This is a genomic window from Methylobacter luteus IMV-B-3098 (assembly GCF_000427625.1).
Taxonomy (GTDB): Bacteria; Pseudomonadota; Gammaproteobacteria; order Methylococcales; family Methylomonadaceae; genus Methylobacter; species Methylobacter luteus.
On record NZ_KE386569.1, the window covers coordinates 3,052,138 to 3,077,618 of the forward strand.

28 protein-coding genes, 1 tRNA gene and 1 pseudogene are annotated in these 25,481 nt (G+C 45.1%); 9 read left to right on the forward strand and 21 right to left on the reverse strand.

Annotation, left to right across the window (positions count from 1 at the left end; genetic code table 11):
* Positions 1-40: 40 nt before the first annotated feature.
* The 6 genes from hemE (at position 41) to METLU_RS0116155 (ending at position 4,204) form a co-directional block, all read left to right on the forward strand.
* Entirely contained in the window at positions 41-1,108 is a 1,068-nt protein-coding gene (gene hemE / locus METLU_RS0116130) for a uroporphyrinogen decarboxylase (protein ID WP_027159126.1), read from the forward strand.
* Between the two features lie 269 nt (positions 1,109-1,377).
* The gene (locus METLU_RS28015; protein ID WP_155920588.1) at positions 1,378-1,515 is read left to right on the forward strand and encodes a hypothetical protein; all 138 of its coding nucleotides are present in this window, start codon (positions 1,378-1,380) and stop codon (positions 1,513-1,515) included.
* Between the two features lie 12 nt (positions 1,516-1,527).
* Positions 1,528-1,992, forward strand: coding sequence for a DUF411 domain-containing protein (locus METLU_RS0116140; RefSeq protein ID WP_027159127.1), 465 nt, complete (start codon positions 1,528-1,530; stop codon positions 1,990-1,992).
* Positions 1,992-2,975, forward strand: coding sequence for a glucokinase (glk, locus tag METLU_RS0116145; protein ID WP_036243198.1), 984 nt, complete (start codon positions 1,992-1,994; stop codon positions 2,973-2,975). Before METLU_RS0116140 ends, glk begins: the two co-directional genes overlap by 1 nt.
* Before the next feature lie 19 nt (positions 2,976-2,994).
* Positions 2,995-4,095 carry an alanine dehydrogenase gene (gene ald / locus METLU_RS0116150; RefSeq protein WP_027159129.1) on the forward strand — a complete coding sequence of 367 codons (1,101 nt, stop codon included), beginning with the start codon at positions 2,995-2,997 and terminating at the stop codon, positions 4,093-4,095.
* Between the two features lie 33 nt (positions 4,096-4,128).
* Positions 4,129-4,204, forward strand: a tRNA-Thr gene (locus tag METLU_RS0116155).
* Between the two features lie 649 nt (positions 4,205-4,853).
* On the opposite strand, the gene METLU_RS0116165 is transcribed toward METLU_RS0116155, so the two are convergent.
* The 5 genes from METLU_RS0116165 to METLU_RS29205 all read right to left on the reverse strand — a co-directional run bounded on the left by METLU_RS0116165 (position 4,854) and on the right by METLU_RS29205 (position 9,759).
* Positions 4,854-5,807: a hypothetical protein gene (locus METLU_RS0116165; protein ID WP_027159130.1), complete on the reverse strand. Its 954-nt coding sequence runs from the start codon at positions 5,805-5,807 to the stop codon at positions 4,854-4,856.
* A complete protein-coding gene (locus METLU_RS26850) occupies positions 5,807-7,240 on the reverse strand; it encodes a hypothetical protein (RefSeq protein WP_051299944.1) in 1,434 nt (477 codons plus the stop codon). Before METLU_RS26850 ends, METLU_RS0116165 begins: the two co-directional genes overlap by 1 nt.
* Complete coding sequence (locus tag METLU_RS0116175; protein WP_027159131.1) at positions 7,230-8,081, reverse strand: hypothetical protein; 852 nt, start codon at positions 8,079-8,081, stop codon at positions 7,230-7,232. Before METLU_RS0116175 ends, METLU_RS26850 begins: the two co-directional genes overlap by 11 nt.
* On the reverse strand, positions 8,068-9,504 hold the full coding sequence (locus METLU_RS0116180; RefSeq protein WP_027159132.1) for an ABC-2 family transporter permease: 1,437 nt from the start codon (positions 9,502-9,504) through the stop codon (positions 8,068-8,070). Before METLU_RS0116180 ends, METLU_RS0116175 begins: the two co-directional genes overlap by 14 nt.
* Before the next feature lie 153 nt (positions 9,505-9,657).
* Complete coding sequence (locus tag METLU_RS29205) at positions 9,658-9,759, reverse strand: excalibur calcium-binding domain-containing protein (protein ID WP_081679121.1); 102 nt, start codon at positions 9,757-9,759, stop codon at positions 9,658-9,660.
* Between the two features lie 856 nt (positions 9,760-10,615).
* On the opposite strand from METLU_RS29205, the gene METLU_RS0116185 reads away from it, so the two are divergent.
* On the forward strand, positions 10,616-11,251 hold the full coding sequence (locus METLU_RS0116185) for a DUF6988 family protein (protein WP_027159133.1): 636 nt from the start codon (positions 10,616-10,618) through the stop codon (positions 11,249-11,251).
* A 118-nt stretch (positions 11,252-11,369) separates the two neighbouring features.
* On the opposite strand, the gene METLU_RS0116190 is transcribed toward METLU_RS0116185, so the two are convergent.
* From METLU_RS0116190 to METLU_RS0116210, 4 genes are all read right to left on the reverse strand, one after another.
* A complete protein-coding gene (locus METLU_RS0116190) occupies positions 11,370-12,641 on the reverse strand; it encodes an IS110 family RNA-guided transposase (protein ID WP_027157521.1) in 1,272 nt (423 codons plus the stop codon).
* Positions 12,642-13,444: 803 nt separating this feature from the next.
* Positions 13,445-14,601 (reverse strand): IS3 family transposase gene (locus METLU_RS0116195; protein ID WP_155920590.1). Its coding sequence is split into 2 segments (ribosomal slippage): positions 13,445-14,331 and positions 14,331-14,601, totalling 1,158 coding nucleotides; the frame shifts between segments, so codons are not numbered across the junction.
* A 48-nt stretch (positions 14,602-14,649) separates the two neighbouring features.
* The gene (locus METLU_RS0116205; protein ID WP_155920592.1) at positions 14,650-15,093 is read right to left on the reverse strand and encodes a hypothetical protein; all 444 of its coding nucleotides are present in this window, start codon (positions 15,091-15,093) and stop codon (positions 14,650-14,652) included.
* A gap of 228 nt (positions 15,094-15,321) precedes the next feature.
* On the reverse strand, positions 15,322-15,492 hold the full coding sequence (locus METLU_RS0116210) for a hypothetical protein (RefSeq protein ID WP_155920594.1): 171 nt from the start codon (positions 15,490-15,492) through the stop codon (positions 15,322-15,324).
* A gap of 446 nt (positions 15,493-15,938) precedes the next feature.
* On the opposite strand from METLU_RS0116210, the gene METLU_RS29315 reads away from it, so the two are divergent.
* Together METLU_RS29315 and METLU_RS25610 are read left to right on the forward strand one after the other, a co-directional pair.
* Complete coding sequence (locus METLU_RS29315; protein ID WP_051299945.1) at positions 15,939-17,225, forward strand: phosphoribosyltransferase-like protein; 1,287 nt, start codon at positions 15,939-15,941, stop codon at positions 17,223-17,225.
* A gap of 183 nt (positions 17,226-17,408) precedes the next feature.
* The gene (locus tag METLU_RS25610; RefSeq protein ID WP_051299946.1) at positions 17,409-18,578 is read left to right on the forward strand and encodes a reverse transcriptase family protein; all 1,170 of its coding nucleotides are present in this window, start codon (positions 17,409-17,411) and stop codon (positions 18,576-18,578) included.
* A gap of 188 nt (positions 18,579-18,766) precedes the next feature.
* Here the strand turns inward: METLU_RS25610 and METLU_RS0116230 are convergent, their stop codons facing one another.
* From METLU_RS0116230 to METLU_RS0116290, 12 genes and pseudogenes are all read right to left on the reverse strand, one after another.
* Positions 18,767-19,129, reverse strand: coding sequence for a helix-turn-helix domain-containing protein (locus METLU_RS0116230; protein WP_027159139.1), 363 nt, complete (start codon positions 19,127-19,129; stop codon positions 18,767-18,769).
* A gap of 261 nt (positions 19,130-19,390) precedes the next feature.
* On the reverse strand, positions 19,391-19,690 hold the full coding sequence (locus METLU_RS0116235) for a hypothetical protein (protein WP_027159140.1): 300 nt from the start codon (positions 19,688-19,690) through the stop codon (positions 19,391-19,393).
* 98 nt (positions 19,691-19,788) lie between these two features.
* Positions 19,789-20,166 (reverse strand): annotated as a pseudogene (locus METLU_RS28730) (transposase); the annotation flags it as partial.
* Between the two features lie 28 nt (positions 20,167-20,194).
* Positions 20,195-20,374, reverse strand: coding sequence for a hypothetical protein (locus tag METLU_RS28735; RefSeq protein ID WP_231383629.1), 180 nt, complete (start codon positions 20,372-20,374; stop codon positions 20,195-20,197).
* A 368-nt stretch (positions 20,375-20,742) separates the two neighbouring features.
* Positions 20,743-20,946 (reverse strand): hypothetical protein, encoded by a 204-nt coding sequence (locus METLU_RS0116250; RefSeq protein WP_027159141.1) that lies wholly within the window; start codon positions 20,944-20,946, stop codon positions 20,743-20,745.
* Positions 20,947-21,744: 798 nt separating this feature from the next.
* Entirely contained in the window at positions 21,745-22,200 is a 456-nt protein-coding gene (locus METLU_RS0116260) for a hypothetical protein (protein WP_027159143.1), read from the reverse strand.
* Positions 22,197-22,481, reverse strand: a complete 285-nt coding sequence (locus METLU_RS0116265) for a hypothetical protein (protein ID WP_027159144.1) — start codon at positions 22,479-22,481, stop codon at positions 22,197-22,199. Before METLU_RS0116265 ends, METLU_RS0116260 begins: the two co-directional genes overlap by 4 nt.
* Complete coding sequence (locus METLU_RS0116270) at positions 22,478-22,669, reverse strand: hypothetical protein (RefSeq protein WP_027159145.1); 192 nt, start codon at positions 22,667-22,669, stop codon at positions 22,478-22,480. The genes METLU_RS0116265 and METLU_RS0116270 overlap by 4 nt, the downstream gene beginning before the upstream one ends.
* Positions 22,670-22,950: 281 nt before the next feature.
* Complete coding sequence (locus METLU_RS0116275) at positions 22,951-23,172, reverse strand: hypothetical protein (protein ID WP_027159146.1); 222 nt, start codon at positions 23,170-23,172, stop codon at positions 22,951-22,953.
* Between the two features lie 116 nt (positions 23,173-23,288).
* Positions 23,289-24,242: a hypothetical protein gene (locus tag METLU_RS0116280; RefSeq protein WP_027159147.1), complete on the reverse strand. Its 954-nt coding sequence runs from the start codon at positions 24,240-24,242 to the stop codon at positions 23,289-23,291.
* Positions 24,243-24,328: 86 nt separating this feature from the next.
* Positions 24,329-24,964 (reverse strand): hypothetical protein, encoded by a 636-nt coding sequence (locus tag METLU_RS25630; protein ID WP_036243200.1) that lies wholly within the window; start codon positions 24,962-24,964, stop codon positions 24,329-24,331.
* Positions 24,961-25,239 (reverse strand): hypothetical protein, encoded by a 279-nt coding sequence (locus METLU_RS0116290; RefSeq protein ID WP_155920596.1) that lies wholly within the window; start codon positions 25,237-25,239, stop codon positions 24,961-24,963. The genes METLU_RS25630 and METLU_RS0116290 overlap by 4 nt, the downstream gene beginning before the upstream one ends.
* Positions 25,240-25,481: the final 242 nt, after the last annotated feature.

The window sequence follows — 25,481 nt, forward strand, 5'->3', positions numbered from 1 at the left end:
TGAAGAACAAATCTAAACCGAAAAAAATCAGTATAAAATAATGACAGAATTAAAAAACGACACCTTGATCAGAGCTCTTTTAAAGCAACCTGTCGATCGAACGCCGGTCTGGATGATGCGCCAGGCGGGACGATATCTACCTGAATATAGAAAAGTCAGAGAGCAGGCCGGCAGTTTTTTAAATCTATGCACTAATCCTGAGTTGGCTTGTGAAGTCACTCTGCAACCATTGCGGCGATTTGATTTTGATGCGGCCATTCTGTTCTCCGATATATTGACTGTACCTGATGCAATGGGGCTGGGGCTTTATTTTACGGAAGGTGAAGGCCCTAAGTTTAAAAATCCGGTGAGAACAGCCGCAGATATCAATAGATTATCGATTCCAGACCCGGAAGTGGAGTTGCGTTATGTGGTTGATGCCGTTCGATTGATAAGGAAATCACTGCGGGGCAGTGCGCCGCTCATAGGATTTTCCGGCAGTCCCTGGACATTGGCCACTTATATGGTTGAAGGGGGAAGCAGCAAAAGTTTTCAAAAGGTCAAAGGTCTGATGTATGAGCAGCCCAAGCTAATGCATGTTATGCTCGATAAACTGGCTCAGTCGGTAGCGGCCTATTTAAATGCCCAGATTGAAGCAGGCGCCCAGGCAGTCATGTTATTTGATACTTGGGGCGGAATGCTGACTTCCGAAGATTATGCCGAATTCTCCTTGTATTATGCCAAGCAAATCAGATCGTTGCTGAAAACCAATGTCAACGGCCAGCAGATTCCGACCATTTTATTTACCAAAGGCGGAGGGCTCTGGCTGGAAGCTATGGCTGAGTCCGGCTATGATGCGTTAGGCTTAGATTGGCAGACAGATATACAACAAGCTCGCGCCAGAGTCGGTGACCGGGTTGCTCTACAAGGCAATATGGATCCTGTTTCACTTTATGCGAGTCCTGAAATTATTACTGAGAAAGTAAAAACTGTTCTACATAAGTATGGCTCAGGTTCAGGCCATGTGTTCAATCTGGGGCACGGAATATTACCCGATATTAACCCGGATCATGTTAAGGCAATGGTTGATGCTGTACATAAGTACAGTCCTGCATATCATCAATCATAACTTTTATTTAAAGAAGCAGCATTTTTTACTGGATTGGCTGGCCTGCTTGACTGAAAAACGGCAATTTCTTCAAGTCGCCGGAAATATATGTGGATACAAAAATTGTTCGATTGGTCTTAAAGCTTAAGATTTTCATTAGCTCATGAGATTCTTAATGTTCTACTTGAAGCAGAGGGCTTAAGGATAAGATTTTTGAGTTTATCTGCTATCTAGGGCTCTGTTAGGGCTCTGTTAGGGCTCTGTTAGTGTGATAAAAATGCAGATCACTGATGAGAAGATTGGAAGGCTTATTTTTTGAAGAACCGGATGAACACATGGCTGAGCATTTCTTTATGATTACACCGGTGAAATTGCCGGTCAGCGAAAAATCATGGTCAAGTTCACCGGTAATGAAGTTGGAATATTAAAGAGGTTGTGTTATGAAGTTATTAAATATATTTCTGGCAATAGGTTTGCTTACTGTAAATGCCGGAGTGAAGGCGGAGAATATCGAGTCGGCCAAACCTGTTGATATTGTGGTATACAGAAGCCCTTCATGCAGCTGCTGTGGAAAATGGCTGGAACATCTGAAAAAAAATAACTTTAATGTCAAAGATGTTGTTAATGATGAAGCTCAGGCCATAAAAGACAAGTATGGCGTGCCAAATGAAATGGCTTCCTGTCATACTGCTTTGGTGGATGGATATGTTATTGAAGGGCATGTGCCAGCTAATGATATTAATACACTTCTGAAAATGAAACCTAAGGTGACCGGAATAGCGGTTCCAGGTATGCCTGCCGGTACGCCCGGTATGGAAATGGGTGGCAGAAAAGATCCTTACCAAGTAGTAAGCTTCGATAGTGAAAAGCATTACCAGGTATTCAACAGTTACGAGAGCAAGTGATGATTCTCGCCGGCGATATAGGTGGCACCAAGACAATCCTGGCATTATACGAAGTTGAAGGCGGCAATTGGCGATGCGCTAAAAAAGAACAATTTTCCAGTTCCGCATATCAAGCGTTTAATGAAATACTGGATTTATTTTTAGGCGATGTTGAACAGGTTCAAGTATCAGCAGCTTGTATCGGCGTGGCCGGCCCCATAGTGGATGGTAATTGCAGTACAACCAATCTTCCCTGGGTATTAAATCAAACAAAAATCGGCGCTCAATTATATACCCGGAATGTCAAATTATTAAATGACTTAGAGTCCACCGCCTGGGGGGTGCTGGAATTGCCCGAACATAATTTTGTCGAGCTTAATTCGCATGCAGAGCCGCAGGAAGGCAATATAGCCATTTTGGCAGCAGGTACGGGTCTGGGTGAGTCTATAATTATATGGGATGGTACAAAGAATTATGTCATGGCAACAGAAGGCGGCCATGCGGATTTTGCACCTGGTACGGAGCAGGAAATAGCTTTACTTCACTACTTGAGGGAAAAATACCCCGAACATGTCAGTTACGAAAGACTGTTGTCCGGCGAAGGACTGATAAATATTTATCAGTTTCTTAAAAAGAATGGATGGGCAACGGCGCAATCTGAAATCGAGCAGCAGATGGCGAAGCGGGATCCGGCTGCAGTTATTGGTGAAGCCGGAGTTGCTGGGAGTGATGCGTTGTGCGTGGAAGCATTAAATATTTTTTGTAGAATATATGGTGCTGAGTCGGGAAATCTTGCGCTTAAGTGCTTGCCTTATGCTGGCATTTACCTGGCTGGTGGAATAGCATCAAAAATTTTATCTTTTCTACAAAAAGAAGCATTTATGCAGGGTTTTCTAGCTAAAGGGCGATATCGTCCAGTTCTAGAGAAAATATCTGTTAAAGTTTGCACTAATCCTGAAGCGGCTTTATTAGGTGCAGCGAGTTATGCTATTAAACAGCTTTAAATAAAAATAATTGATAACAATGAAAATTGGCATTCCTAAAGAAACTAAGGAAAAAGAAAGCCGGGTTGCGATTACACCTGAAGGTGCGAAGTATCTGATTCAAAAAGGGCATTCTGTTCTGGTTGAGATCGATGCCGGATTAGGGTCCGGGTTCAGTAATGAACAATATGAGCAGGCAGGTGCGAAGCTGGTTTCTACAGCTTCTGCCTGGGCTGTTGATATGGTTGTGAAAGTCAAGGAGCCTCTGGAATCCGAATATCGATATCTGGATAGCCAAATTGTCTTTACTTTTTTTCATCTGGCCGGAGTGTCACCAGAGTTGACCCTGGAGTTACTGAGGAAAGGGACAACTGCAATTGCTTATGAGACGCTGGAAGATGAACAAGGGCGATTACCAATTCTTGCTCCGATGAGCGCTGTTGCAGGCAATATGGCAACACTGATGGGCAGTTATTACCTTGCTAAATTCAATCAGGGCAAAGGAATACAGTTAGGCAAAGTATTAGGCAGACGATTTGGCAAGGTTGTCATTATTGGTGATGGTGTGGTTGGTCAACATGCTGCGCAAGTTGCCTGTGCGATGGGGGCTGATGTATTTGTTGCAGGTATTGACCTAGACGCAATGCATAAACTGAAAATGACAATATTGCCGGAAGTGAACTTTTTTCTGTCCAATAAGGAAAATATTGGAAAGCACATCATAGACGCTGATTTAGTAGTAGGTGCTGTGCTTTGCCGCGGAGCCAAGGCACCTAAAATAATCAGCGAAGATATGATAAAGTCAATGGCTGAGGGTTCGGTTGTTGTTGATGTCAGCATTGACCAGGGAGGATGTATAGAGACATCAAGGCCCACAACTCACTCGGATCCGGTCTTTATAAAGCATGGCGTGATTCATTACTGCGTAACTAATATGCCTGGAGCTTATCCAAGAACATCAACTATCGCATTAGTTGATGCTACGCTGCCGTATATTGCGAAAATAGCGGATGCTGAGAGGTCATCTTTAAAGTTTGATAATGAGCTCGCCAAGGCAATTAATGTATTTGACGGTAAAATCACATGCAAAGCGGTGGCCGAAGGGCTGGAAATGATGGACCAGTATCAACCGTTAAATTAGTTTTTTAAGATTCTTTAGAATTTTCTTCCTAAAGCCGATGTAGCTCAGTTGGTAGAGCAACTGATTCGTAATCAGTAGGTCGCGGGTTCGAATCCCGCCATTGGCTCCAATAAAAACAAAGGCTTATAAAAACATTGCTTAATCTTTGTTCTTTTTGAGTCACCATAAAGTCACCATAAGAATAAAAAAGCGGCTTAAATCGATGGAAGGTTTGTCGTTAATTTTGTTCAATACTGATGGCATTCATTGCCGGGGAATCGATTATAAAAAACGAAACGCGTTTCGCTTTTGGCGATACTAAAATGATACATTGACGGCAATGTGTCCCTTGTTGTCTGTCGCATTTTGAATCTCTGTATGTCCACTTCGTAACTAACTTCAGGCAATCGCACTTGTCATCATCGCCATGACCAAGCGGATGCTTTCTTGTAGCAATTGCTTCCTGTTGAGCGAAACCGTATTTCCGGTCTGCTGGTCAAGAGAGCATTGTCTCCCTCTAATAATCTCGCGGTGCGTTCAAACAAAAAACGGTATTGGGCAAATAGTATAGAAACTGGTGCTAGCAACAGCTAAGCACGGACACGCGAATCGATTTTAAGCTTTTCCACTGCTACGGTTATTTTTTGAACCAGCCAACTATGGAATTAATAAACGAGATTCCGCTGTTATCCTGTTTAGTGTTACGGGCTTTTAGGATTACATCAATACGCCTAGACGCTAAGGCCTTCATGGCTTTAATTTTCTTTGCAATTTCTTCCTCAGAAGCGCTCATTTAGAACCTCATAGCTATAAAAGCTTTGCTGGAGAATCCTCTCTTTGAGCTTATAGTTATCTTTTTCCTGTTGGCCTGTTTGGTCGTAGATACGAACAAAAAAACGACAATTATGATCTTTGCTCCATTTTAATAAATCTTCAGTCTGCTTCGAAAAAGTGCTTGGAGAAATCTCACTATCAAATGTTATATTCTGAATAGGCAGCAGTGATTGCTCCTCTTGACGATGGGGGAGTTTGCGATCACGGATAATGTACCCATTTGATTTTAGAGCCACATCAAATATGTAATCGATTTTACCATTGGGCGCGACCCAACACGGCGGGTATTCAGTTCCTCGGCCTCCTAGCCTTTGAGTAAGATTGAGAATCTGGCCTTTCAGGGTCTCATTTTCCTTTTCAAGTGTGTGGTTCTGGCTAATCAAATCCGTTGATTCATTTAAGGCCTTAAGAGTAGATTTGACGTCGCTTGGTGCAATCGGAGGAGTTTGGTTTTTGGCAAACTCCTTCATCTCTTTACCAAGGATTGCATCTTGGGCTAATTCTTCGACAGAGATTTGAGGTGAATCCTTGGATTTTTCTAAAAGCTTTTTCAGTTCCTTATAGCTTTCAAGTTCGGCACGAAGTTTCTCAAGCTCACGCTTGACGACAGCCAATTCCTTTGAGTTTTGGATAGCCATCCTGATTTCTTTGAATTGTTCATCAATGGTTTGTGCATTAGGGAATGCCCGCCTGATTTCTTGAATTAGAAGTGCAGAGTCAACAGAAAGCGAGCCTGACACCTGAACGAGTGCTTTAATGCGCTCTTCTTTGGAAACGATGGTTGCGCCAAGAGCCATCAAGATCGCAAACAAAATCAAAATCATGATCTCGGCCATCGTGAACCCAAGAACAAGCCCGCGACGATAGGAGCGATCCTGTCGTGAATTGGTGTGTTGCATTATGATTTAATCTTTTGCGCTTGTTCTGTCACGGTTTCCAATTGGAGGCGCGCAGTAATTTCGTCAATCATTTCATTCAAGCCAGTATGGACTTGAATGGTTGATTTACGTGATTTCTCTAGTTCTTTTTCTAATTCTCCTGAATGCTTTCGAACAGTCGCAAGGATGGTTTCTGCTGAAGTCGCCAGTTCTTGAATCGTGAGTATCTCCTGTCCTTTAATCTCATCAATGGATTGTCCGATGGTTTTTTGGACTTCTGTTCCCTTCTGAGAGATAACAACAATAGCCGCATCTACCTCGGATTGCCATGAACCAATCAGGGAAGATAACGCGGTCGAGGTACCGCTTAATGATTGTTTAATTTCGTTGAGAGCTTGGGCATGCTCTTGAGTGAGCTTCTGAGCTTCTGCGACTGTCTGAGTTATAGACATGAAAATACCATTGCCAAGTTCAGCAGACTTGCTAAGTGTCACCATGTTTTCTTGGGCTTGCACGGCTACAGCATTCAACGCAGATACATTCTGTTCAAGAACAGTGGAGCTATCTAATGCGTTCTCGATAGCTTTTGTAAGTCTTGCAAGCACCTTTCCATCACCGCTTGCCCTCTTATTAATTGCTTCTCCTGCTTCTTTAATAGCGTCCATGGCTGGAGCGATTTTGGTCGTGATCAAATCTGTCGGAGCCTCAATACTCTCAACACGTTTAAGGAGGGATTCTATAGCGGTCACCATTCCACTGGACGTTGTGTTGAGTTGCTCAGTATTCAGAGTAAAGCTGTCGAGCGTTTTGCTCATTCGAACGCCAAGCATTTCGGCAACGTCCCCGAACTTGGCAGCACTTTGGCTCATGGCATCGGAGGCTTCTTGGGAAACGGTCTGCAATCCTTCTGCAATAGATTGCCTTGTCGCACGGCCAAAATGATTCATGTCCAGCGTGATCTGGTCGAGTTCTGTTCGTAGGCGAGTAGCCGCATTCGCCAGTTCCATTCTAGCTTCCGCTTCAACATCCACAATATCATGGCGCATTTGATTAAACAAAATACGCAGCATTAGCCCCAAAATAGTCGTGGCGAGGGCTATCCCAAAACTATTAATAATGGGGTCAATGCTTGCTGTCGCGGAAGATTCCTCTGATGCTGAGGTGAAATTGTAAAGCGCATACGAAAGACTGACGAGAGTGTAAAGAAACCCTAGATAATAAAGATTATCTCCTGATTGATCTTCGCTGAGCCGACGTTCTCGAACTTTGGCCAATATAGCGGCGTAAGCCAGCATTAAAACAACAAGGAACGCTGTTACATACATCTGCTGAAATTGATAAATTTTAAGACTTATAATGCCAATAGTCCCAATGATAAATACAAGGCCAAACATATATCTATCATAAAAACTCTGCACAGGATTCAGTCTTGGTGCACGCATCTTATCTGTCATTTTGACACCCGTTGCTTTCAACTAAGACACAAAAATAGGCAGTTTGAGCGCCTTGTTCTGCAAATATCCGTTGCCAAAGTTCAGCAAGCTTTGAGCGATTTAGAGCGTTGTCCCGCATGAGCATCCAAACACTAATATCTATATCTCGCAAGTCGCTTTTCATTCGTTCAAATGATTTGTTTTGGATGAATGTGTCTGTCGCTGGTGCCCTTCGATAGAGGGAAAGGTTGGGTGTATGTTGCATGAGGTCGGAAACAATAATGAGCTTTTTAGGTTTATCGCGAAGAGACGGTTCAGATAAGCTTGTCAGCACAACCGACTGAATGCTTTCCATAATGGGAGATTCTTTTTCTGGTGAGGCCTCAAGCAGCTGAGAGATTTCACGCTCAAGAGGCTGGCCAAAACCTTCCTGCCATATTTGCTCAACGTGGCGAGGGTTGCCAGTAAGTGGGCCGATTTCATCCCCGTGCCCCGGGTTACAGAGAGAGACAACGGGTTTTAGAAGACTAGACTGAGTGCTATGGATAAAGTAAAGGTCTAGGCGCCCATGCAAGGGGATGGAATCTCGTAGACTCTGAAACGAGGTTAGAAAAGCTTGTTTTTGCTGGATGGAAAGGTTGTCAGTCGCATCAATCAATAATGCAGTTATGCTAGTTACTCCAGATTTTGGACAGAAGGTTTTTTTATCAATTTCGAGTGCATTTGTCCTGAGGTAGAAAGAAACACCCATGCCCACCATGGCCAAAAGCACCGCGACGATGAGCATGCGGATGCCCCACTCGTCTGCTTTCTGATCTCTCGTGTCTTTGCGGTTACGGGAATTGTGGTTACGTCGAGACATGATTCGTTTCTTTTGGGCTAAGGATTGCGTTAATTTGTTCGATCATATTAATGGCTCGATCAAAAGCGTCCATGACATCTTTGATAGCTGATTGTATTGTTGAGCTGGCCTCCGTCATTACCTCATTGAGACGCTCATCAGAAAGAATTGGTGCGGGAAAAACCGGTGATATCCTTCTTTCGAGATGCCATGCTCGATCAAAATGTTTAGGTGGCGACGTGTTGCGTGCTTCTCGGTTCCTTGCACGATAAAAGGTTATCAATTCATGGCCACAACTCTCAAGGTGGTTTTGGTGCGCCTCAAAATTCATAAGTAAGTTCGTTCGATTGGCAATGATTGAGTCGTGCTCTTGTCTTCGCTTAACAAGGTCATCTTTGAGTTGAGCGAGACCAGTAGAGGCAATATCTCTGGTATGCTTTAAATCCTCTAATAGGTTTGCCTTTTTATCCGCGTAGGTTTCATAGGCTCTTCGACGAAGACGATCCCAATGCCCATATTTTGGATAAGGATCGTCCATCCCAAAACCATCGATCAATGCAATAATAGCAAAAAAACAACCAACGCCGACCATCATCCATGACTTAAAGTCAGCGATATTAAAAATGTCTGCCATGAAAGATGAAACGGCTAATATAGCCGCTTGATCTGACATTTCATTAGCAAGTGCATCCCGATAATGGGCAACGAAAATATTAAACACAAAGTTTGCAGCAAAGAAGATTGAGATCAGCACGTTTCCAAGCAGTTTCTGGCTGATATTTTTGTGCCAAATAAATGGCACAATTTTTTGACCAAAAAACAATGCAATGCCGATATTTACAAGAGAAATAATAAACGCTTCTCCAGCGCCACCTAGTAAGCCAAACTCATTACCAACGGCCAGAAAAAACGCGTTAAATATACATTCTGCTATAAATAGAAGGGCTATAATACCTAGGCGAAAAAGTTTTGATCGAGGATAATGTGCAGGGCGGGTAAGGTTGTTTTCAAGCCTGAAGTTTTTGAACTGGCTTGCATGCTCTTCTAAATCATCTCGTGATATTACAAGGTCATCTTGTCCCTGATGAATCTGCTCCTTAAAATCGCCTATGGCTTTTTTTGCGGCAAGAGTAACCTCTGTTAAGCGTGCTTCAATGTTCAGGTTGGCCAGTCTTTGATTGTAGGTTGTCAGATGATCATTAAACTCATTCAGGCATCTGGCTCTTTCGGTTTCGATGAAATTTATGATCGCACTCTCGACCTCATCAAAGTCATCACTATCGGAGCTTGGGAGTTGTTTACTGCCATTTTCTTTCGCTTTTTCATCGAGCCTAAGGTTTTTTTTTATCTTGCCTATGTCAAGAGGAAGAAATTGGCTAATTCCCGCGAGTTGAATCTGCTCGGATGATACGAGTAGGTCTTTGAGTTTTTCGAGCGTCTTCATACCTGTATCTTTGCTCCCTTAGTGTTCACCATAAGTCTTCGTTTCCTTCTGCCGCTAATACTGCGAGATTTTCCGGTATTTTTACAGCACAAAAGTTTTGATTATCGCCGATTTCTTGGTTTCGGGCTACCCAATTGCTTGTTAGTCTTCTACTTACCGGCACAAACTCGTGCACAGAATCCCGTCATGGTTGCCGTCGAGACCGGAGAGGCCGCGGATGTTGATATAGAAGCGGGCTTCTGCGCAATTCGTCATTTGCCTACAGGTTTATTTGGTGCCCCTGGCGAACGTGCGTCCGCTTTCGAATATAGATTGGCGTGTCAATAATATGAATTTTGGAGAGTGTGAGTGGCCACATAGGGTCGATTTTTGCCTATTGGCTACCTGATTAAAGTCGGTCAAAAGCTGTAGTTAAAGGCAAAATATTTTGACGGATGAGTATGAGTTAGCAGTAAGATATTTCGATGAGTAATAACTTTTATGTTCAAGACTGAGCATCGTGCGGCAAAAATAAAATGGTAAATAGCAGTTCATATAGTGAAAAGGACTTAGATCAGGTTCTTAACAAGGGATTCAAGGACTCCGACTCCTTTGCAAAATGGTTTTTATCCAAAACACGATTTTCGAATCTTGACGCCAAGTATCTATGGTCTCGTGCTGATCATCCTTGGGGAAGAATACCTTTATCGGTCAATAATGAGACAACGGGGGAAACTAAAACGGTAATCAGAGAGTGAAACTGATATTTTAGTTGTCTTCGAGGTTGCTGATGACAAGCGCATTGTCCTGCATATTGAAAACAAACTGGCTAACGGCAAGTTTAATCCTGATCAACCAGCGCTTTACAAAGAAAGAGGTAATTGGTGGTTGAACAAGGAGAAATACGGTAACTATTCTGATTTTGAAACAGTTCTTGTAGCGCCCATTGAGTTCTATGAGAATAACTTTGAAGCATCAAGATGCTTTGACAAATACGTTTCGTATGAAGAAATAGCAATATTACTTCCGGAATTTTCTGATTATTTGAATAGCCGAATAGCGTAATCGAGCGAAGCATACGAGTTACTCGTGCCTTATGCGAATTAGCACAACGTTATGAGATTAAGGAAATATGGATATTAACGACATTTTGACGCGATCGGCTGCGCTAGAAGAGAAGTTGGCTGACTTGTTTGCTCTGAGGTTATATGACAATTCTGACAAGATACTCTCAAGTAGAATCATGTGTGGTGTTGCATTCGAACATGCAGAGAGCGCGAAAATACTTATCGCTTCCGGAAACTTTACTTCCGCTACCTGCCTTGTGCGTCTGCAATATGAGGCTCTAGTTCGAGCAATGTGGCTTTTATATGCGGCGCCAGATCTTTCGGCATCGAAGCTTATGAGTGAACTTACGCAGGAATCCGCAAAGAGGGCAGACAAGTTACCCATGCTGAGCGAGATGCTGAAAAATCTCGAAGGCAAAGCGCCTAAAGAAGCTATGGATTCGCTCTTCGAGTTCAAAGAATATTCATGGAAGCCATTAAGCTCATATGTCCATGGTGGAATTCATGCGGTAAACCGGCATGGCAGAGGGTATCCTATACCTCTTTTGTGCCAATTATTAAAAGCCTCAAATGGAGTCTCTGTAATGGTTGGTATGTTATTAGTAGTTCTTTCGGGTGATAACAAGCAATTAGGAAAAATGCCGGCAATTCAGAGAGAGTTTTTCGATTGCTTGCCCGACTTTAAAGAGCAAATCGCATAACAAAGCTATTCAATAAGACGCAGCAAAGCTTCTATCTCTGCTGCTGGCGCTAAAACTATCACTGTACAAAATTAATATCCACCTTTTCACCGTCCGGTTCACGCCCTGAGTTAGTCCGTCAAGCTTTTTCACTGATTTCGCCGCCTGGTTTTAGCAACGAGGAGCCCCGTTGTTCCAGCGCTTTGAGGTAAGTGGATTCATCATAGGGCTTACCGGTCTGCCAGCACCGGTAGAGGATACGTATCCATTTAAACGCCAGGGAACGCACAGCGGCTTGATAGGTTGAGCCCTTTGCGCGCTGCTGTCGGTAATATTGGCCCGCCCAGAATGATTTATTAATGGTCTGTGCCGCCCACTCGGTGAAGGTTTGTCGAAGAAAGGTCGGGCACTCCCACCGCCAATGCACCCAATGTTTCTTACCACTGCGCTCCGTTACTGGCGCAACGCCCGCATATTTTTGTAAATCTGCCGCACTCGGGTATCGATCTCGCTGCTCGCCAAACGCCACCAATAGCCTCGGCGCGAGCGATGAACCTGCGCCTGGCAATGCGCTAAACAAGGCATAATCAGGATGCTGACAGGCGATTTGCTCAATGGCCTGGTCAAATTGTTTAATCCCTTCCAGAGTAACGCTTAACTGTTCGATCAATACCTGTGCCTGTAGGCGATAGGGAATGATAATAGCCTCATCTAAAGTTAACGGCGTTGCAGTTTTGATCGCTGCCAGCCGCTCTTCCAACACCTGAGGAAAACGCATGTTATGTTGATGAAAAAAGGTGGCCAGCGTATTTTTTCGGGCCCGTTTGACTTGGGCCAGCGTTGGCCATTGGCGAATGAAAGCACAGAATAACGGGGTATCAATATGATCAAACCAGTCCAGGACTTGCGGATAATACTGCTTTAAGGCCGAACGCAGACGGTTGGTGAGACGGATTTTATCGTTAACCAAACTCCTTCTTTGCTCAACCAGGGATGACAAGGCTCGCATTTCCAGGCTTTGAGGCTGAAGGGGTTTAAAACGCTCGGGATGACGTAACAGTAGATCCACAGCGAATTCCGCATCCGTCGGATCATCCTTTGCCCTGCTCGGCGTAAAGGCTTCCCGATACTTGGCCAGCGTTCCAGGATTGATCGGATAAATGACAAAGCTATCAAATTTCTGCAGTGCATATACAATCGGACCTTTCGACAGTTCCACGGCGACCGCAATAGGTGAGCCAAACCGTTGAATTAAGGCTTGCGCCCAATCGTTGATCGATTCAACTTGATGGGGAATCACTGAAAACTCCCGCTTCGGGCTGTCTGCCGCTTGAAGGCAAACGTCATGCTTTCTGTCGGCCCAGTCAATACCGACAAAAGCTGTAAACGATGGCTTGTTAAGGCTATTCATACCTGATCTCCGGCGGGGTCGATTAACCAAGAGAAACATGCCTGCCTGAGATCTGCGAAAGCAATATAGGTGAGCCGATGCCGCGGCAAGCCCTGAGTATTCGTTAGTGATCCCAAGCGCACCCGTGGGCTCGAAACCAAACCGGTGAACATCTAAATGTTGGGGTCGAATTATTCGTAGCCCGCAGGTGCATGTCCTGCTTTACTGGCAGCTACCTGCCAGCTGTGCTGAGTATCACCTAAAACAGGACGGAAGGACTATAAAGGGTCGTTTTTTGCCTGTGGATTGACTGACGTAGTTCGGCCGACGAGGGTGTGTCAAAACTCGTGACTACATCTATCTGAAGTGAAAATTACTCCACTAAACGGCTTAAAATGAGCGCTTTCTTAATGATTAGCTCCACAGTGATCGGTATTCAGCTCGATAACTGGCATAATTAAACCACTGACTTTTCGATTTTTACGTCTTGACACACCCTTGGCCAATCAGAGACATTCAAGAATTTCAGCGTAATGGCAGCTGCAATTCAGAAAGCTGTCGTTCAAAGTTTGAATTAAGACGTGGTGCGATGCGGTATCGACTTGAATGAAATGTCAGGCTTCATAGCTTGGCAATCATTTCAGGGATGTACTCGCGTTCTGTATATCCACCTACGAAACTCCAACCGGAAAGTATGCTCCAGAAAAAGCTAAGAACTTCTTTAGTACCATCGTAGTCAGAAGACCAATTCTTAGCGCGGTAGAGAGCTTCTGATATACGCGTGATGAAGGAAATGATGTGTCAACGCTTTTCCGGACACATTGTTACACAGCTTTTTGCTGTATTTCATAGTCTACCGGTGACAAATAGTCATTGGCAGAATGCAGGCGTTCTCGATTATAAAAGACCTCAATATATTCAAAAATCGCCTGCTTAGCTTCCTCACGAGTCCTAAATTGACAGTGATGCGTCAATTCCGTTTTCAAGGTATGAAAAAAGCTTTCAGAGACGCTATTATCCCAGCAATTTCCCTTACGACTCATGGATTGAATGACGTGATGCGCCTTTAAAATAGCGCGATGACTATCGGAAGCATATTGACTGCCGCGATCGGTATGCCATATCAACCCTTTATCTGGCTTACGCTGCCAGATAGCCATCAACAGAGCCTCATTGACCAGTTGTGCTTTCATCCGACTGTCCATTGACCAGCCGACGACCTTTCTGGAAAACAAGTCAATCACCACAGCCAGATATAACCAGCCTTCCTGAGTGGCAATGTAGGTCATGTCGCCGACATAATAGCGATCAGGCTGTGAGACTGTAAATTGTCTGTCCAGTAAATTAGGGGCAATCGGCTTGGTATGCTTGGAGTCTGTTGTCGCTTTAAATTTTTTCCTAGTTTTACAGGCCACTCCCGCCCGATTCATAAGCCGACCAATCCGTCGCCGACTCACCACGATACCTTGCTCAGCGAATTTCTTTTTAAGACGCCGTGTGCCATAGGTTCCTCGGCCTTTTTGAAACAACGTTTTCAGTATTACAAGCAATTGCTCATTTTCCTTGGCCCGCTCTGTTTTCGGCGAATTGAGCCATTCATAATAACGACTCCGTGAAATACTCATGAACCGACATAGCACAGCGACGGGGAAGTCTGCGGAATGCTTGGCTATCCAGGCGCACTTCACTGCATTTCCTTCGCAAAGTACGCGGTGGCCTTTTTTAACAAATCCCGCTCCTGAGTGACTCTGGCTAATTCTTTCTTCAGCCGTTTAACTTCATCATAAATATGTTCATCCGTTCTTTCGATGGCAGTTTTCGGTTTTGAATACTTATTAATCCAAGTATGTAACGTATTGGGATTCAATCCTAAATCTCTCGCTGTCTGGGCGATTGGTTGATCTGATTCAACAGCCAACTTAACAGCCGATTCTTTAAATTCTGATGTATAGCTATTTGGTTTTTTAGTTTGATCGCTCATTTTTAGACACACTATCCTTTTCAGGTTATTTTAAGTTGTGTGTCCGGTTTAGTGTAGCCGCATCAAAAATACCTCGGGGTCTCGTATGTCTACGACACTAAGGGCGTGTTGAAACTGATTTAACAGTACCTCGGCTTCGATAACGAGTTGCCTGAGCATAAATTCATCCATCGCGTTCGCGACGCCATGCCATTTATCTTGGCCAGGTGCATAGGGCTCTTTGAAGAAATCTCGGAATTGCCGTTGTTCCATTAGCCTGTCGACTGTTTCCGTGTTGTAAGACCCTTGAATGGCACCAACAAAGATTTGGATTACCGAACGCTTAAAGGACTGGTAGGAGAATTGAAGGTGTCGCTTGATACGACTCTTACGCTCATATTCAGGGATGCGGACTAGGAGATAGAACATCCCGATTGCGGAGAGCACGCCAACCGATAGGTCAAACGCGATTTGGTTACCTGTGCTGAATTGCTCGAATGCAGCGGCAACCATTGTCCCCTGTAGCCAAGGAAAAACCGGATCAGAACTAGCGGATAGCATCAGCCAAAGACAGATCACTGTCAGTACGGCTAGCAATACATCAAGCTTTGTCTTTGTATAGAACCGAGAGAGAGACATTGATAAAATCTATCGTTCAAGTTGACCGGTGGTACTTACTCAGATGAAGTCCGTGTTGAACGATTAGTATGACGCACGGATTGACTGACTGCTATATGGACTTTATGGTTGGGATAAACCGCTGAGGAGGAGCTCCATTTCGCTGATCTTCAATTGAGTTGAGGCTTCGTCGTACTTTCGACGCGCAATTGCCTCTTCAATTGCGAAGCGAACTGCAGGCTCTGTTGCTATATCTAGCTCATGCTCAATAAAATCAAGATTCTTTCTAATCATTTCCAATTGCTTCGAGTTGATGTCGATGATTACCCTGCACGCGTTCTCGTTGTAGAAAAAGGTCATGTTTTTTTATATTATAAGTAGTTGAGAGTAAAAATATATATACGGGATAGATTCAGAGCCAAACAAAGTATTAAATAATTTTTGCTATATTATCTCATTATAAATGATATACGGTTTAACGGTTGTCAGCTATTTAACCCATACAAGCCATTTCAGCGATTGCCTGCAAGACCCATTAGGGTCGAACTTCACCTGTCGCGAATGACGCAGTTCCGGCCAAAAGTGGACGATCACGGATTCGACGCAAAGCAGTCTTTGGCGGTTAGCTACTGCCGAATGATTCAATGGAAAAACGAATCAGGGAGTTTGAGACTTGACCGCCAAATCTAGGTAGTAAGAAAATAGCAAGATAATTACACAGTCATTTTTTGGAGCATGCCTTGGGCTTAGATGGTACCTCACTACTTGACCAGCCGCTAACACAGGCATGGCTAAACCAGTTTCGCATAGATGACCAACCTCGCGCAGCCGCGCTTTTAAGTAAGTTCGTGCTCGTGTCGCGAGACGAGTTCGCAACGGGGCTGCGTGACCTTGTGTCAGTTCGTTCCCAGAGGATAAAGGGGCCGATTGCACTCTATGCGGAACGTGAAGTGCGCCACCGGCTCGGAAAACCTCACCGGTTGTTCAAAGAGTCAAGAATCAAAGTCCGCCGCGCAGAAGGTATTGGGCCGAAAGCCGTTGAGCCGACTAAAGCCTACGACCAGTCAGTTGGTAGTGAGGGCCTTGTTGCCCAATTGATTACAGAGCTTTGCCGGGAGAATCCGAAGAAATTCGTTAGCCACCCTGGCCCCGATACAATCAGAATGAAAAAAGTCAGAGGCTTCTTCGTTCTTACCGACCTCATAGCTTCCGGGGAACGTGCCAACTCCTACTTATCTGCCGCTTGGCAAGTCCGTTCGGTGCGAAGCTGGGGATCGTGGGGGCTGCTTAAGTTCGAAGTCATTGCCTATGCAGGAACTACCGATGGAACTAGGGTTGTACAGAAACACCGCTGCCGACCAACGGTATCCTCCATCGTCCCTTGCCCAACGGTTAGAGAGTGCTTCCCTAGCACAGAAGCCAATAGGATGGCCGGCTTATGTGTCTCATACGATCCAGTACGTCCACGTGGAAAAGACAGCCTTGGGTACGGAAATATTGGGGCGCTCATTGCGTTTGCACATGGAGCTCCGAACAACGTTCCCCGGATTTTTCACAAAACAGGACGAGGCAGTTCGGTGTGGACTCCACTTTTTCCATCTAGAGTAACGGCGGGAGTAGCTCCGCAAAACTTTGGCCGAAGCTTCTCAGCATCAATCATTGAGCATCGCCTAAAAGCGTTGGGCCAAAAGGTCCTGGCACGTTCTCCTGCAGCCCTATATGCAAGCGATGCAACGAAGAGAAAGCTTTTGCTTCTTGCTGCATTGCTACGCCGTCCGCGTTTAGATATGGCAATTGCTGAACGTACCGGACTGACAACGATCGAGGTTGGTTGCCTCTGTACTGAGCTTGAGAGCCTTGGATGGATTGATTCTCGACGGCACTTAACAGACAGAGGCTACGGTGAGCTTTTACACGCACGTGCTGGAGCTATACGGCAAGCGCAGAGCAGGAGCAAGGAAATGGACCATACCCAAAAAGTAGCGTATTATCCGACCTCGTTGAGGTCTCCTTATTCCAAAGTCTAGATGAAGCCCACTTTCTTCGGAGATGTCGGGAACCACATGGCGCTAACGCGCCATGACCGGGCGCAGATTGCTGTAAGCCCTATGATTAAGCTCACGCTTGCGGCTAAGGCCTCTCGCCACAAAGCTCGTGGCGGAGTCTTCGGCTTTGCGGCGAGAGGTCTCACCCTTCGGGTGTCAAAGTAGATGGCAGATTGGAAACCTCAACCCTATCGCGCTAAGGCGCAGTCTCTTGAAGTTGACCCAACGATTCTTGATGCGGCGGTTGCAGCTGGCAATGAAGTGGTCGCCATTCACCCTTCCTTGCCGCCTATTTTTACGCTTAAGCATCTGGCATATCTGACTGACACAAAGTATAGCGTTCTTAGAATGATGGTCGGACGCCACATTGAAGAACCATATCGCGTTTTTAAGATCAGAAAAAGGCCGGGGCCAGATGGGGCTGCACGATTCCGGGTCATTTGTGCTCCGTCGCCTACGCTGTTAGCCGTCCAAAGTTGGCTGGCTCGCAAAGTACTTGTGCATGCCCGAACCAAGGTGCACAGTGCAAGTACAGCCTATGCTCCTGGGTGCAGCATTTTGGAAGCTGCAAGCCCTCACTGCGGATGCCGATGGCTTATCAAGGTGGACATCAAGAACTTCTTTGAGTCTGTATCAGAGATATCCGCCTATCATGCCTTTCGCTCATTGGGATACCAGCCACTGGTTTCGTTTGAGCTTGCTCGTCTATGTACTCGAGTAGGCTCACAGACTCGGCATCGCGCTCATAGACAGTGGCAAAGGCATTTGCCATCCACAAAGTCGAAGATTCACGACTATGTCTATTGGCGCCTCGGCCATCTTCCTCAAGGGGCGCCAACGAGTCCGATGCTCGCAAATATTGCGATGTACAAGGCAGATGGCGAGCTTACTGCTTGGGGACTGAAGCATGGTCTAGTCTACACCCGCTACGCGGACGACATGACCTTCTCCATCTCGGATGAGGGATTCAATCGTAATAAAGCTGCTGCAGTAATACGTGGTATCTACAGAATTATCGGAAAGTACGGCTTTGCACCCAACGTAACAAAGACACAAGTTGTGCCCCCTAGAGCACGCAAAGTCGTTTTGGGACTCTTAGTTGACCAAAACGAGCCTAGATTGCCCAGAGAATTCAAAATGGGGGTGCGAATGCATCTCCACTATCTGAAAAGCCCCAAATTCGGGCCTGCAGTTCATGCGGCTAATCGGGGCTTCACTGCCGTCGCAGGTCTTCGCAACCATCTCTTCGGCCTAGTCGCATATGCGGCACAGGTGGAACCCGCCTACGGGACGCGTATCAAATCCGAGCTCGAAGCGGTTAAATGGCCTATCTAAGCTGCTTCGCTTTGACCATTACAATCCCCCAGCGGCGGGTCCAAACATTAGCTCAGTCAATAAGTTAGCACGCAAAATATCTCTAATCCCTTTACCGAAAATCACCGAAAGTTAATGTGTATTACAACTAAGTGGCAGCTTTCTTTACCATGCTACGTCAGCTTTGGGTCAACTCGGACTTGCGCGAATTAACTTTTTGAATTAAAAACCAGTTCACCATACCTCGCCTCGATCTCAGCGATTCGCTTTATATTTTCGCGGCCTTCGGGCGATGCCTTTAAATAGGCGCTAATGATCTGCTCAATCTGTTTTGATGTCAGTTCATCAATAGTGAGGTTTGGAATCATCAAGTGATACGGGGCTATTCCAAAATATTCTGCCAGTGCCTTGATGGTTTTCGTTGTGATGTTGTCTGTATTGTCGTGGCGCAATACATTCGATATTGTTCGTTGACTGATACCGGTATTTTGAGCCAATGCCGCCTGCCTAATATTCCCGTGGTGCTGCATCAATAGCGATAGATTTGCCGCTATTATTTCCGTTGTTTTCATTGTTTTTGCTCCTTTTGTCTTGGTCCATGCCTGCAGGAATATTTGCCCGGGCCTAGCCGAAATACGACTATAATTTGTTAGTGGATGGATTACAAGCACGTTCACCGAAGCCCGCTGGTTCCCGAACATACCCCCCGGGCTTTTTTGTGTCTGGTGATCAGTGAAGAACCACCTTCATGCCCATCAAAAAATCATCGAATGACGTTACCCGGCATATCCTGTCGACGTATTTTTTGGCCGCGGCATGGTCCCCCAGGCTTACTAACAATCATCTTTAACAATTTTCAATGATGATAGGATTAACGCCGGCCTAATGGCATATTCAAACCATCTTGTTAGCATGTGGATCGATTCTTTGCGGCTTTTAGTCCAAAAATTCAGCGCCAGAAATACAAAATCGTCATCAGCAACGATCTGTTTCGATACTTTGGCACCGGAATCCTTCATATACTCAGCAAACATGCTTTCACGATCGGCTTCGGGGAATTGCTCGAGGATTTGCTTCACCGCGGCAATATGGTCTGGATGGCTTGCCGGTAATGTTTCAATGATGTGGCTCATAATGGATTCCGAGGGGTTAGCTGATAATCAGTTCCAACAGAGAACTTAATATCGCCTTGCCGCGTTTTTTTGACGTTATGGACAAACTCGAAAAAGCCTCAATAAATGGGCAGACGCGCTTGAGAAATTCCTCGATGCGGGCGCAGCCAGGAACGCAGCAACGACCAAAACCCTGCCATCGTGTTCACAAGAACTTCATAGAACCCATCACCATCCTCATTGCGCGCATCTTCCCCGGCACCCTGGCAAACGCTTTTGCGAGCGTATCCCCATGACTCCAGGCGGTCATAAATCGCGTATTCATCGCTGTAAATGAGCGTACCCGGCGCTATCGTGTTTTGAATAACGGGCTGGATGGTCGCTTGCTGAACATTTTCCAGCATCTGAATGACCACTTGTCCGCCGCGTTGAATCAGGCCCAATATCAGCGGCTTTTCCTTGGCCAGCGTGCCGCGTCCACGAGCGCCTTTTAACCGGTTACGCCGACCTTTTCGGCCTTTTTTTTTAGGGTTTCTGGCTGGCCTTTATGCCCGGGGACCACATACATTCAACTTCGCCTTCCAGCACTACCGCCGGTCTTTTGCTGACGATCCCTGAACGCAACTGTCGGGTCATTGGCTGAACGTCCGCTTCATTTAAATCCAGTTCGCGGGCAATTTGCGCGTTCGATAAGTTCAAGCCCATAAATAAAATACAGGCACAGCACCCAACTTTTCAGGGGTTGATGGTGGCCCGCGAAAATCGTGCCGGTTAAATCGTCAAATTTGCGCTGACAGGCTTTGCAGCTATAGCGTTGTCGTTCAGTCTGGGTATCATCCTTTCCCTGCTAGATAATGGCTTCTGAACTGCAATGGGGCAAGACACTTTATCCGGCCAGCGGGTGCGAACCGTTTCAAAGCATTTGGCATTGTCTAATAGCTGATGTAGGGTAATCATCCGTCCTATATGAGAATACTGAACCTCAAATTTAAGGTTTCAACAATGTTTGGGTATCTCCTCGGAATCCAACAAGAGCCTAAATCTTTTCTTGCTCATTTGTTTAATATTCCTCATCAGGATTCAACAACGCCCTTGATCCAACAGTAAAGCACATTAAAATGCTCATCTGGAAGTTCCAGCAAAGTATCCATAATGTTCGACAGGCGATCAACTTCTTCCTGAGTCAAACCGTATATTTCGGCTGTGCTATCGACTTCTTCCTGATGTCTTGGGAATTTGAGTATATTTGATTGGTTCTGGTTTTCGTTATTGGTCACGCTAGGTCCTCATTTCTGATGAATTATTGTTTCTGCGGAGCCTTTGCCGGAGAGATATTTTATGATGTATTGCTTTGATAAACCGTGACAATTCGGTTGCCCTTTGACTATCTCTGGCCATCCTTTTATGAAGGCGATAACGTTGCTCAAGGCAAGCGTAGACATCACTTTATCGGTGCGACCAGTAAGCTCTTTTTGGACTTCAAGGCATTTAGCCTGAGATATTTTGCATTTGTTTAGCATTATCAAACCCTGTTATTTTGTTATTAATTCAACGGTTTGGGTATATGCTCAGAGGGAGAAGAGTGAGTGAATTGGCAATACTCTCCCAAAGCCGACAAAAAATGCCCGCTTTGGTATTGCCAAGAAGTTTTGCCCGTCGGTCGACTTCGCTCGCTTCATTGGGTCCGGTCATGTATGGTTCCCGAACTGCAAGTTTTACGGCCCGATAACGCCGCCCATGCCCCGCACTTGCTATGATTAGGTGAAGCTGCGCCCAAGGCCAAAATCAGCCAATATAGGCGCGCTATACGCCTCCATCATTACTCTTCTGGGTGTCTACTCTGCATGGTCCCGCTGGTAGTAGACTTTGGCGACGTATTCACTGGCGTGATACAATCGCCCACCTTTCGCTGCCAGTGACACTTACCCTACCACCCGGCGAAGGTAGAGGCTTAGGGTGACTGCAATCACCCTAAGACCTCGCTTTCAATCAAGATTTGTTTCTGTTTCGTGGCCTCCTGTTTTCGCTTCAGTTAATTAGGATGGACACTGGCAACAATGCCCATCGTGATTAACTTATCTGCTCAATAACTGGATATTTTTCTCTGCTTTAATCCGCTGCTCGATCTCGTACAGAACATCATCGCTCCAGCTCGACACGTGCCTTATGTGCAGGATTTGATGAAAGAGTCGGAACGCTTCCGTATCCAGGCGGATAAGCTCCCCCAGGCTGCGATTAAACGGCTGTCCGATCCGGTAGGCGCTGATAAAAGCATCGGCCAGGAACTTCCCAGAATGGCCGCCTTGGGCGATACGTTTTAGTAGTAGCTCAACCTCCAGTGGAGTATGGACAATGCCCCGCTCAGCCTTGATTCTGGCGGCTTTGGTGTCGTGATACACGCCTGTAAGCTTGTCGATATCCGCTTGTCTTAATGGCGCCGAAGCCAACCTATCCAAGAGGCTATTGGCCCTTTTTGCTGCTTCGCCGGACTCCTTAACCGGGTTGTTGCTAAAAATGGGTATGGTGTTCATGGCTGCGCCTCCGCTTCTTTGTTGGCTGTCGCTTCTTTGACGTCTATGTGGTGCATCCTTTCCTCCAGCCATTGGGCGGAGGCGTCTGAAGTTTCGGCGGCTATTTTTATTGCATCCAATAAGCCGCCTATGACGCGGCCATTTTTAATAGATTCAGGGATTTCATCCAGGCATTCGGAATCAGTCTGAAATTCATTGAGGATCTCGCTGATGACAGAAATTGCGTTGTTGCAATCTTGGATTTTTTCAATTTGCTGTTTAGAGAAATATGTTTGGCTCATTGTGCAGCCTCCATGCGAGAGAATTTAACGATAGTGGCGGGGATTTCAACCACCAGACCGGCGGCCTGGGGAAAGGTTAAATCACGGCAAATAAGGCGCAATCCTGCCGGTGTGAGTTTGAATAAATTGAATAGGGAAATACGGTAATTGCCCTTGGTAAGGGGCTCGGAAGGGGCTTTGTTAGTCATGATGGACTCCAGTTGTAGGTTAATTACCCGGCAACATGACGCCAATCATGGGTGCCGGACTGAGCGAAGTTGGCGTACCGGAACCTACGAACCGGCCAGTCTTGCGACTGCTTCACCCAGCCCGACATAACGAGAAGCTGAGATTTCGCACATAAAAAAACCGCATGACGCGGCTGTGTGCCGTAGGATATTCCAGGACGCCAATCCCGACACTCAAATGTGTGAGTGCAAGGAAAGAATAGTTCACCGCTCGATACTATGTCAAGCGGGCGGGTGAATTATTAAATAATCAGGCTAAAAAGTAATGCGTGATAGTTTGCATTATTTTTTTCTGGATTTGTGATAAGGCCCATCTTAATCATAGCGTCCAGTTTGGCTTTCTGAGCAGCCCGTTTAGCAGCAAAGGATGGCGCAGCGGCCAGGATTTTGTTCTGTTCGGCTATGATGCTCTGGAGTTCTTGTTTTGTTCTGATGAAAGCATATTGATGTCCTGATGATAGCAATTTAATTGAATCATGCCATGTTATTGGCTTTCTCGGAAAGTTGAATATATTGGAGGCATAGGCAATAAAAAACCCACCGAAGCGGGTTTCTAAAGAGATAAGAGTAGATTTGAAAATTATTTTTGGGCTAACTCAATAAAGCTGCCGGCTTTTATGTCGCCGTCGATAATCTTAGCTGTAAAAGTTATTGGTATTTTGCGGCTATTCTTAAAGGCATCAAATAATTGAGTGGTTTCATCAGGGTCTGCCATATTTGATTCTACGCGCATAGGAAAGCTACGATCATCTTCATCAATAACGCCCAGTGTTAAATAGCCCCGATTTCTCCGAATACCTTCGATGTAAAGCGGCAAAGATAGTTCTTTCTTTTCCCGGCTCTTGTCAGGTTTTTGGATAATTTCAGCAATTTCTTTCTTATCCCATGATTGATCGCCGATTGAAATAGATTCCGCACCAATAGCGTTTTTGAATATGGCTCTGAAGGCAGTTTCGGCATGGTGTTTGAAATCTGTAGCTAATGCAGGCACTCGGCCAGACGCAGCAATAGCCTCAACAACAGCTTGCTTTTGCAATCTTAATGACTCATTGCCGGCTTCGATCTCTTTTGCCTTGAGGTTGTTATCGGAAAATTTTTCAAAAATTTTATAGCCGGTCAACGCAAATACCAGCAAGGCGATACCAATTAGCTTTTCTTCACCTGACATATTTACAAAAATTTTCCCCAAATTTTCAACAATAGTATTTAATAGATCGGTTTCATCGGCGCTGCTTTTAGTGCAATTGTCTTCTATTTTAAAGACAAACTCCAATCGCTCGCGATCATCAATAGTTAAGCGCTGAATGTTTTTCGTTTTATAACGTAGCTCAGCGTAAGCTCTATAAAATTCATCTTGAAATTCAACAAAGCCTCGCATGAGCTCTGTTGGCAATGTTCCGTTAAATCGGCTGCCCTCTATGATAACTTCAAGATTGGGCCAGCCTGAGAATCGGATATCGATATTATCTTGTGGGTTAGCTAAGCGCGCATGAATAAAATCCAGCCATTCTTTTTCTGATCGAATCTCTTGCATATCAATTTCCGAAATTACTTTAAATATATCGCATTAAAAAACCCGCACTAGGCGGGTTTTGGTATTGACCTAATCAGATGTTGTATTTAGTGATCAGGGCTTTTTTGTTGAGTAGCTTGACTAATATTCTCAGGAGTTTGAGCTTGGATGGGCGCATTCTGCATCACTGGAGATTGAGCAGGGGCATATGGTATTGTTGGATTTTGGGGTGATACATATTGCCCGGTCTGATTTTGTACAGGAGCATATTGCGCCATTGGAGCCTGGGTTGGAATAACTTGTGTTTGATTGCTTGCTGGAGGGATAAATCTCTGAACAGCAATTACCATACCGGCCACCGTGATCACAGTGCCTATCGTCCACATAGTTTGTTTCAGTGCACTCCCGGTTATTTCAGTTTTCAGCCCGGAAATTTCTGTTTTAAGATCAGAAATATCTGATTTTGAGGCATAATTTGACTTTATAACAGCGACATCCAACACAAGCGTATGCAGATTATCCCTAATAGCACGCACGTCGGTCTCTAAATTACCTACTCGTCTCTCAAGATCTGACATATTTCCTCCGCCACCATTGCCGCCACCTCGGCGATTAAACTCCTCCGATATTTCGTCCCGCATCCATTTCAAATGAGGATGATCGCTTGTTGGGACAGTCTGCGGAACAGAAGCGGGAGATTCGTCAGAAGAATTTTTAACTGATTTTTCAGACAAATCACTCATTGCTCGAGCCTTGTTTTAATCCATTCCCACATATCTGTAGGTCCGCGTCCAAAGTATGCGGAAACAGGTACTATAATTGCTGATCCTACGGGAGATTTTTCTCCTGGACCTTGTCCTGTGATGCCCAAATGGTTGGACAGTTCAACCGATGTTCCGTCGAACTTTATTAGCCAGCCACGCTCTGACTGTAACTGATAGCGATCTGATTCCGAAGCAATGTTTTCCATAACCGCCTTATCTAAGGCGTCACTGCTCGATGCAAGAGGAACGGCCATGTAAATTGCCATAGTATTCAGTATAGTTTAGTATTCAGTATAGTTTAATGTTCAGTATAGCTGTTTATAGTTAAATAACTATGATATTCGGATTTAATAATCTGAACTTTAATATTATCTTTCATAATTATTGCACCAAATTATATAATTTGGTGCAATAAAAAGCCTCGGAAACACAATTATTCCCAAGGCTTTCCGTATCGTCAATGTATCATCTTGCTAAATCACAAGTCAATTTACCT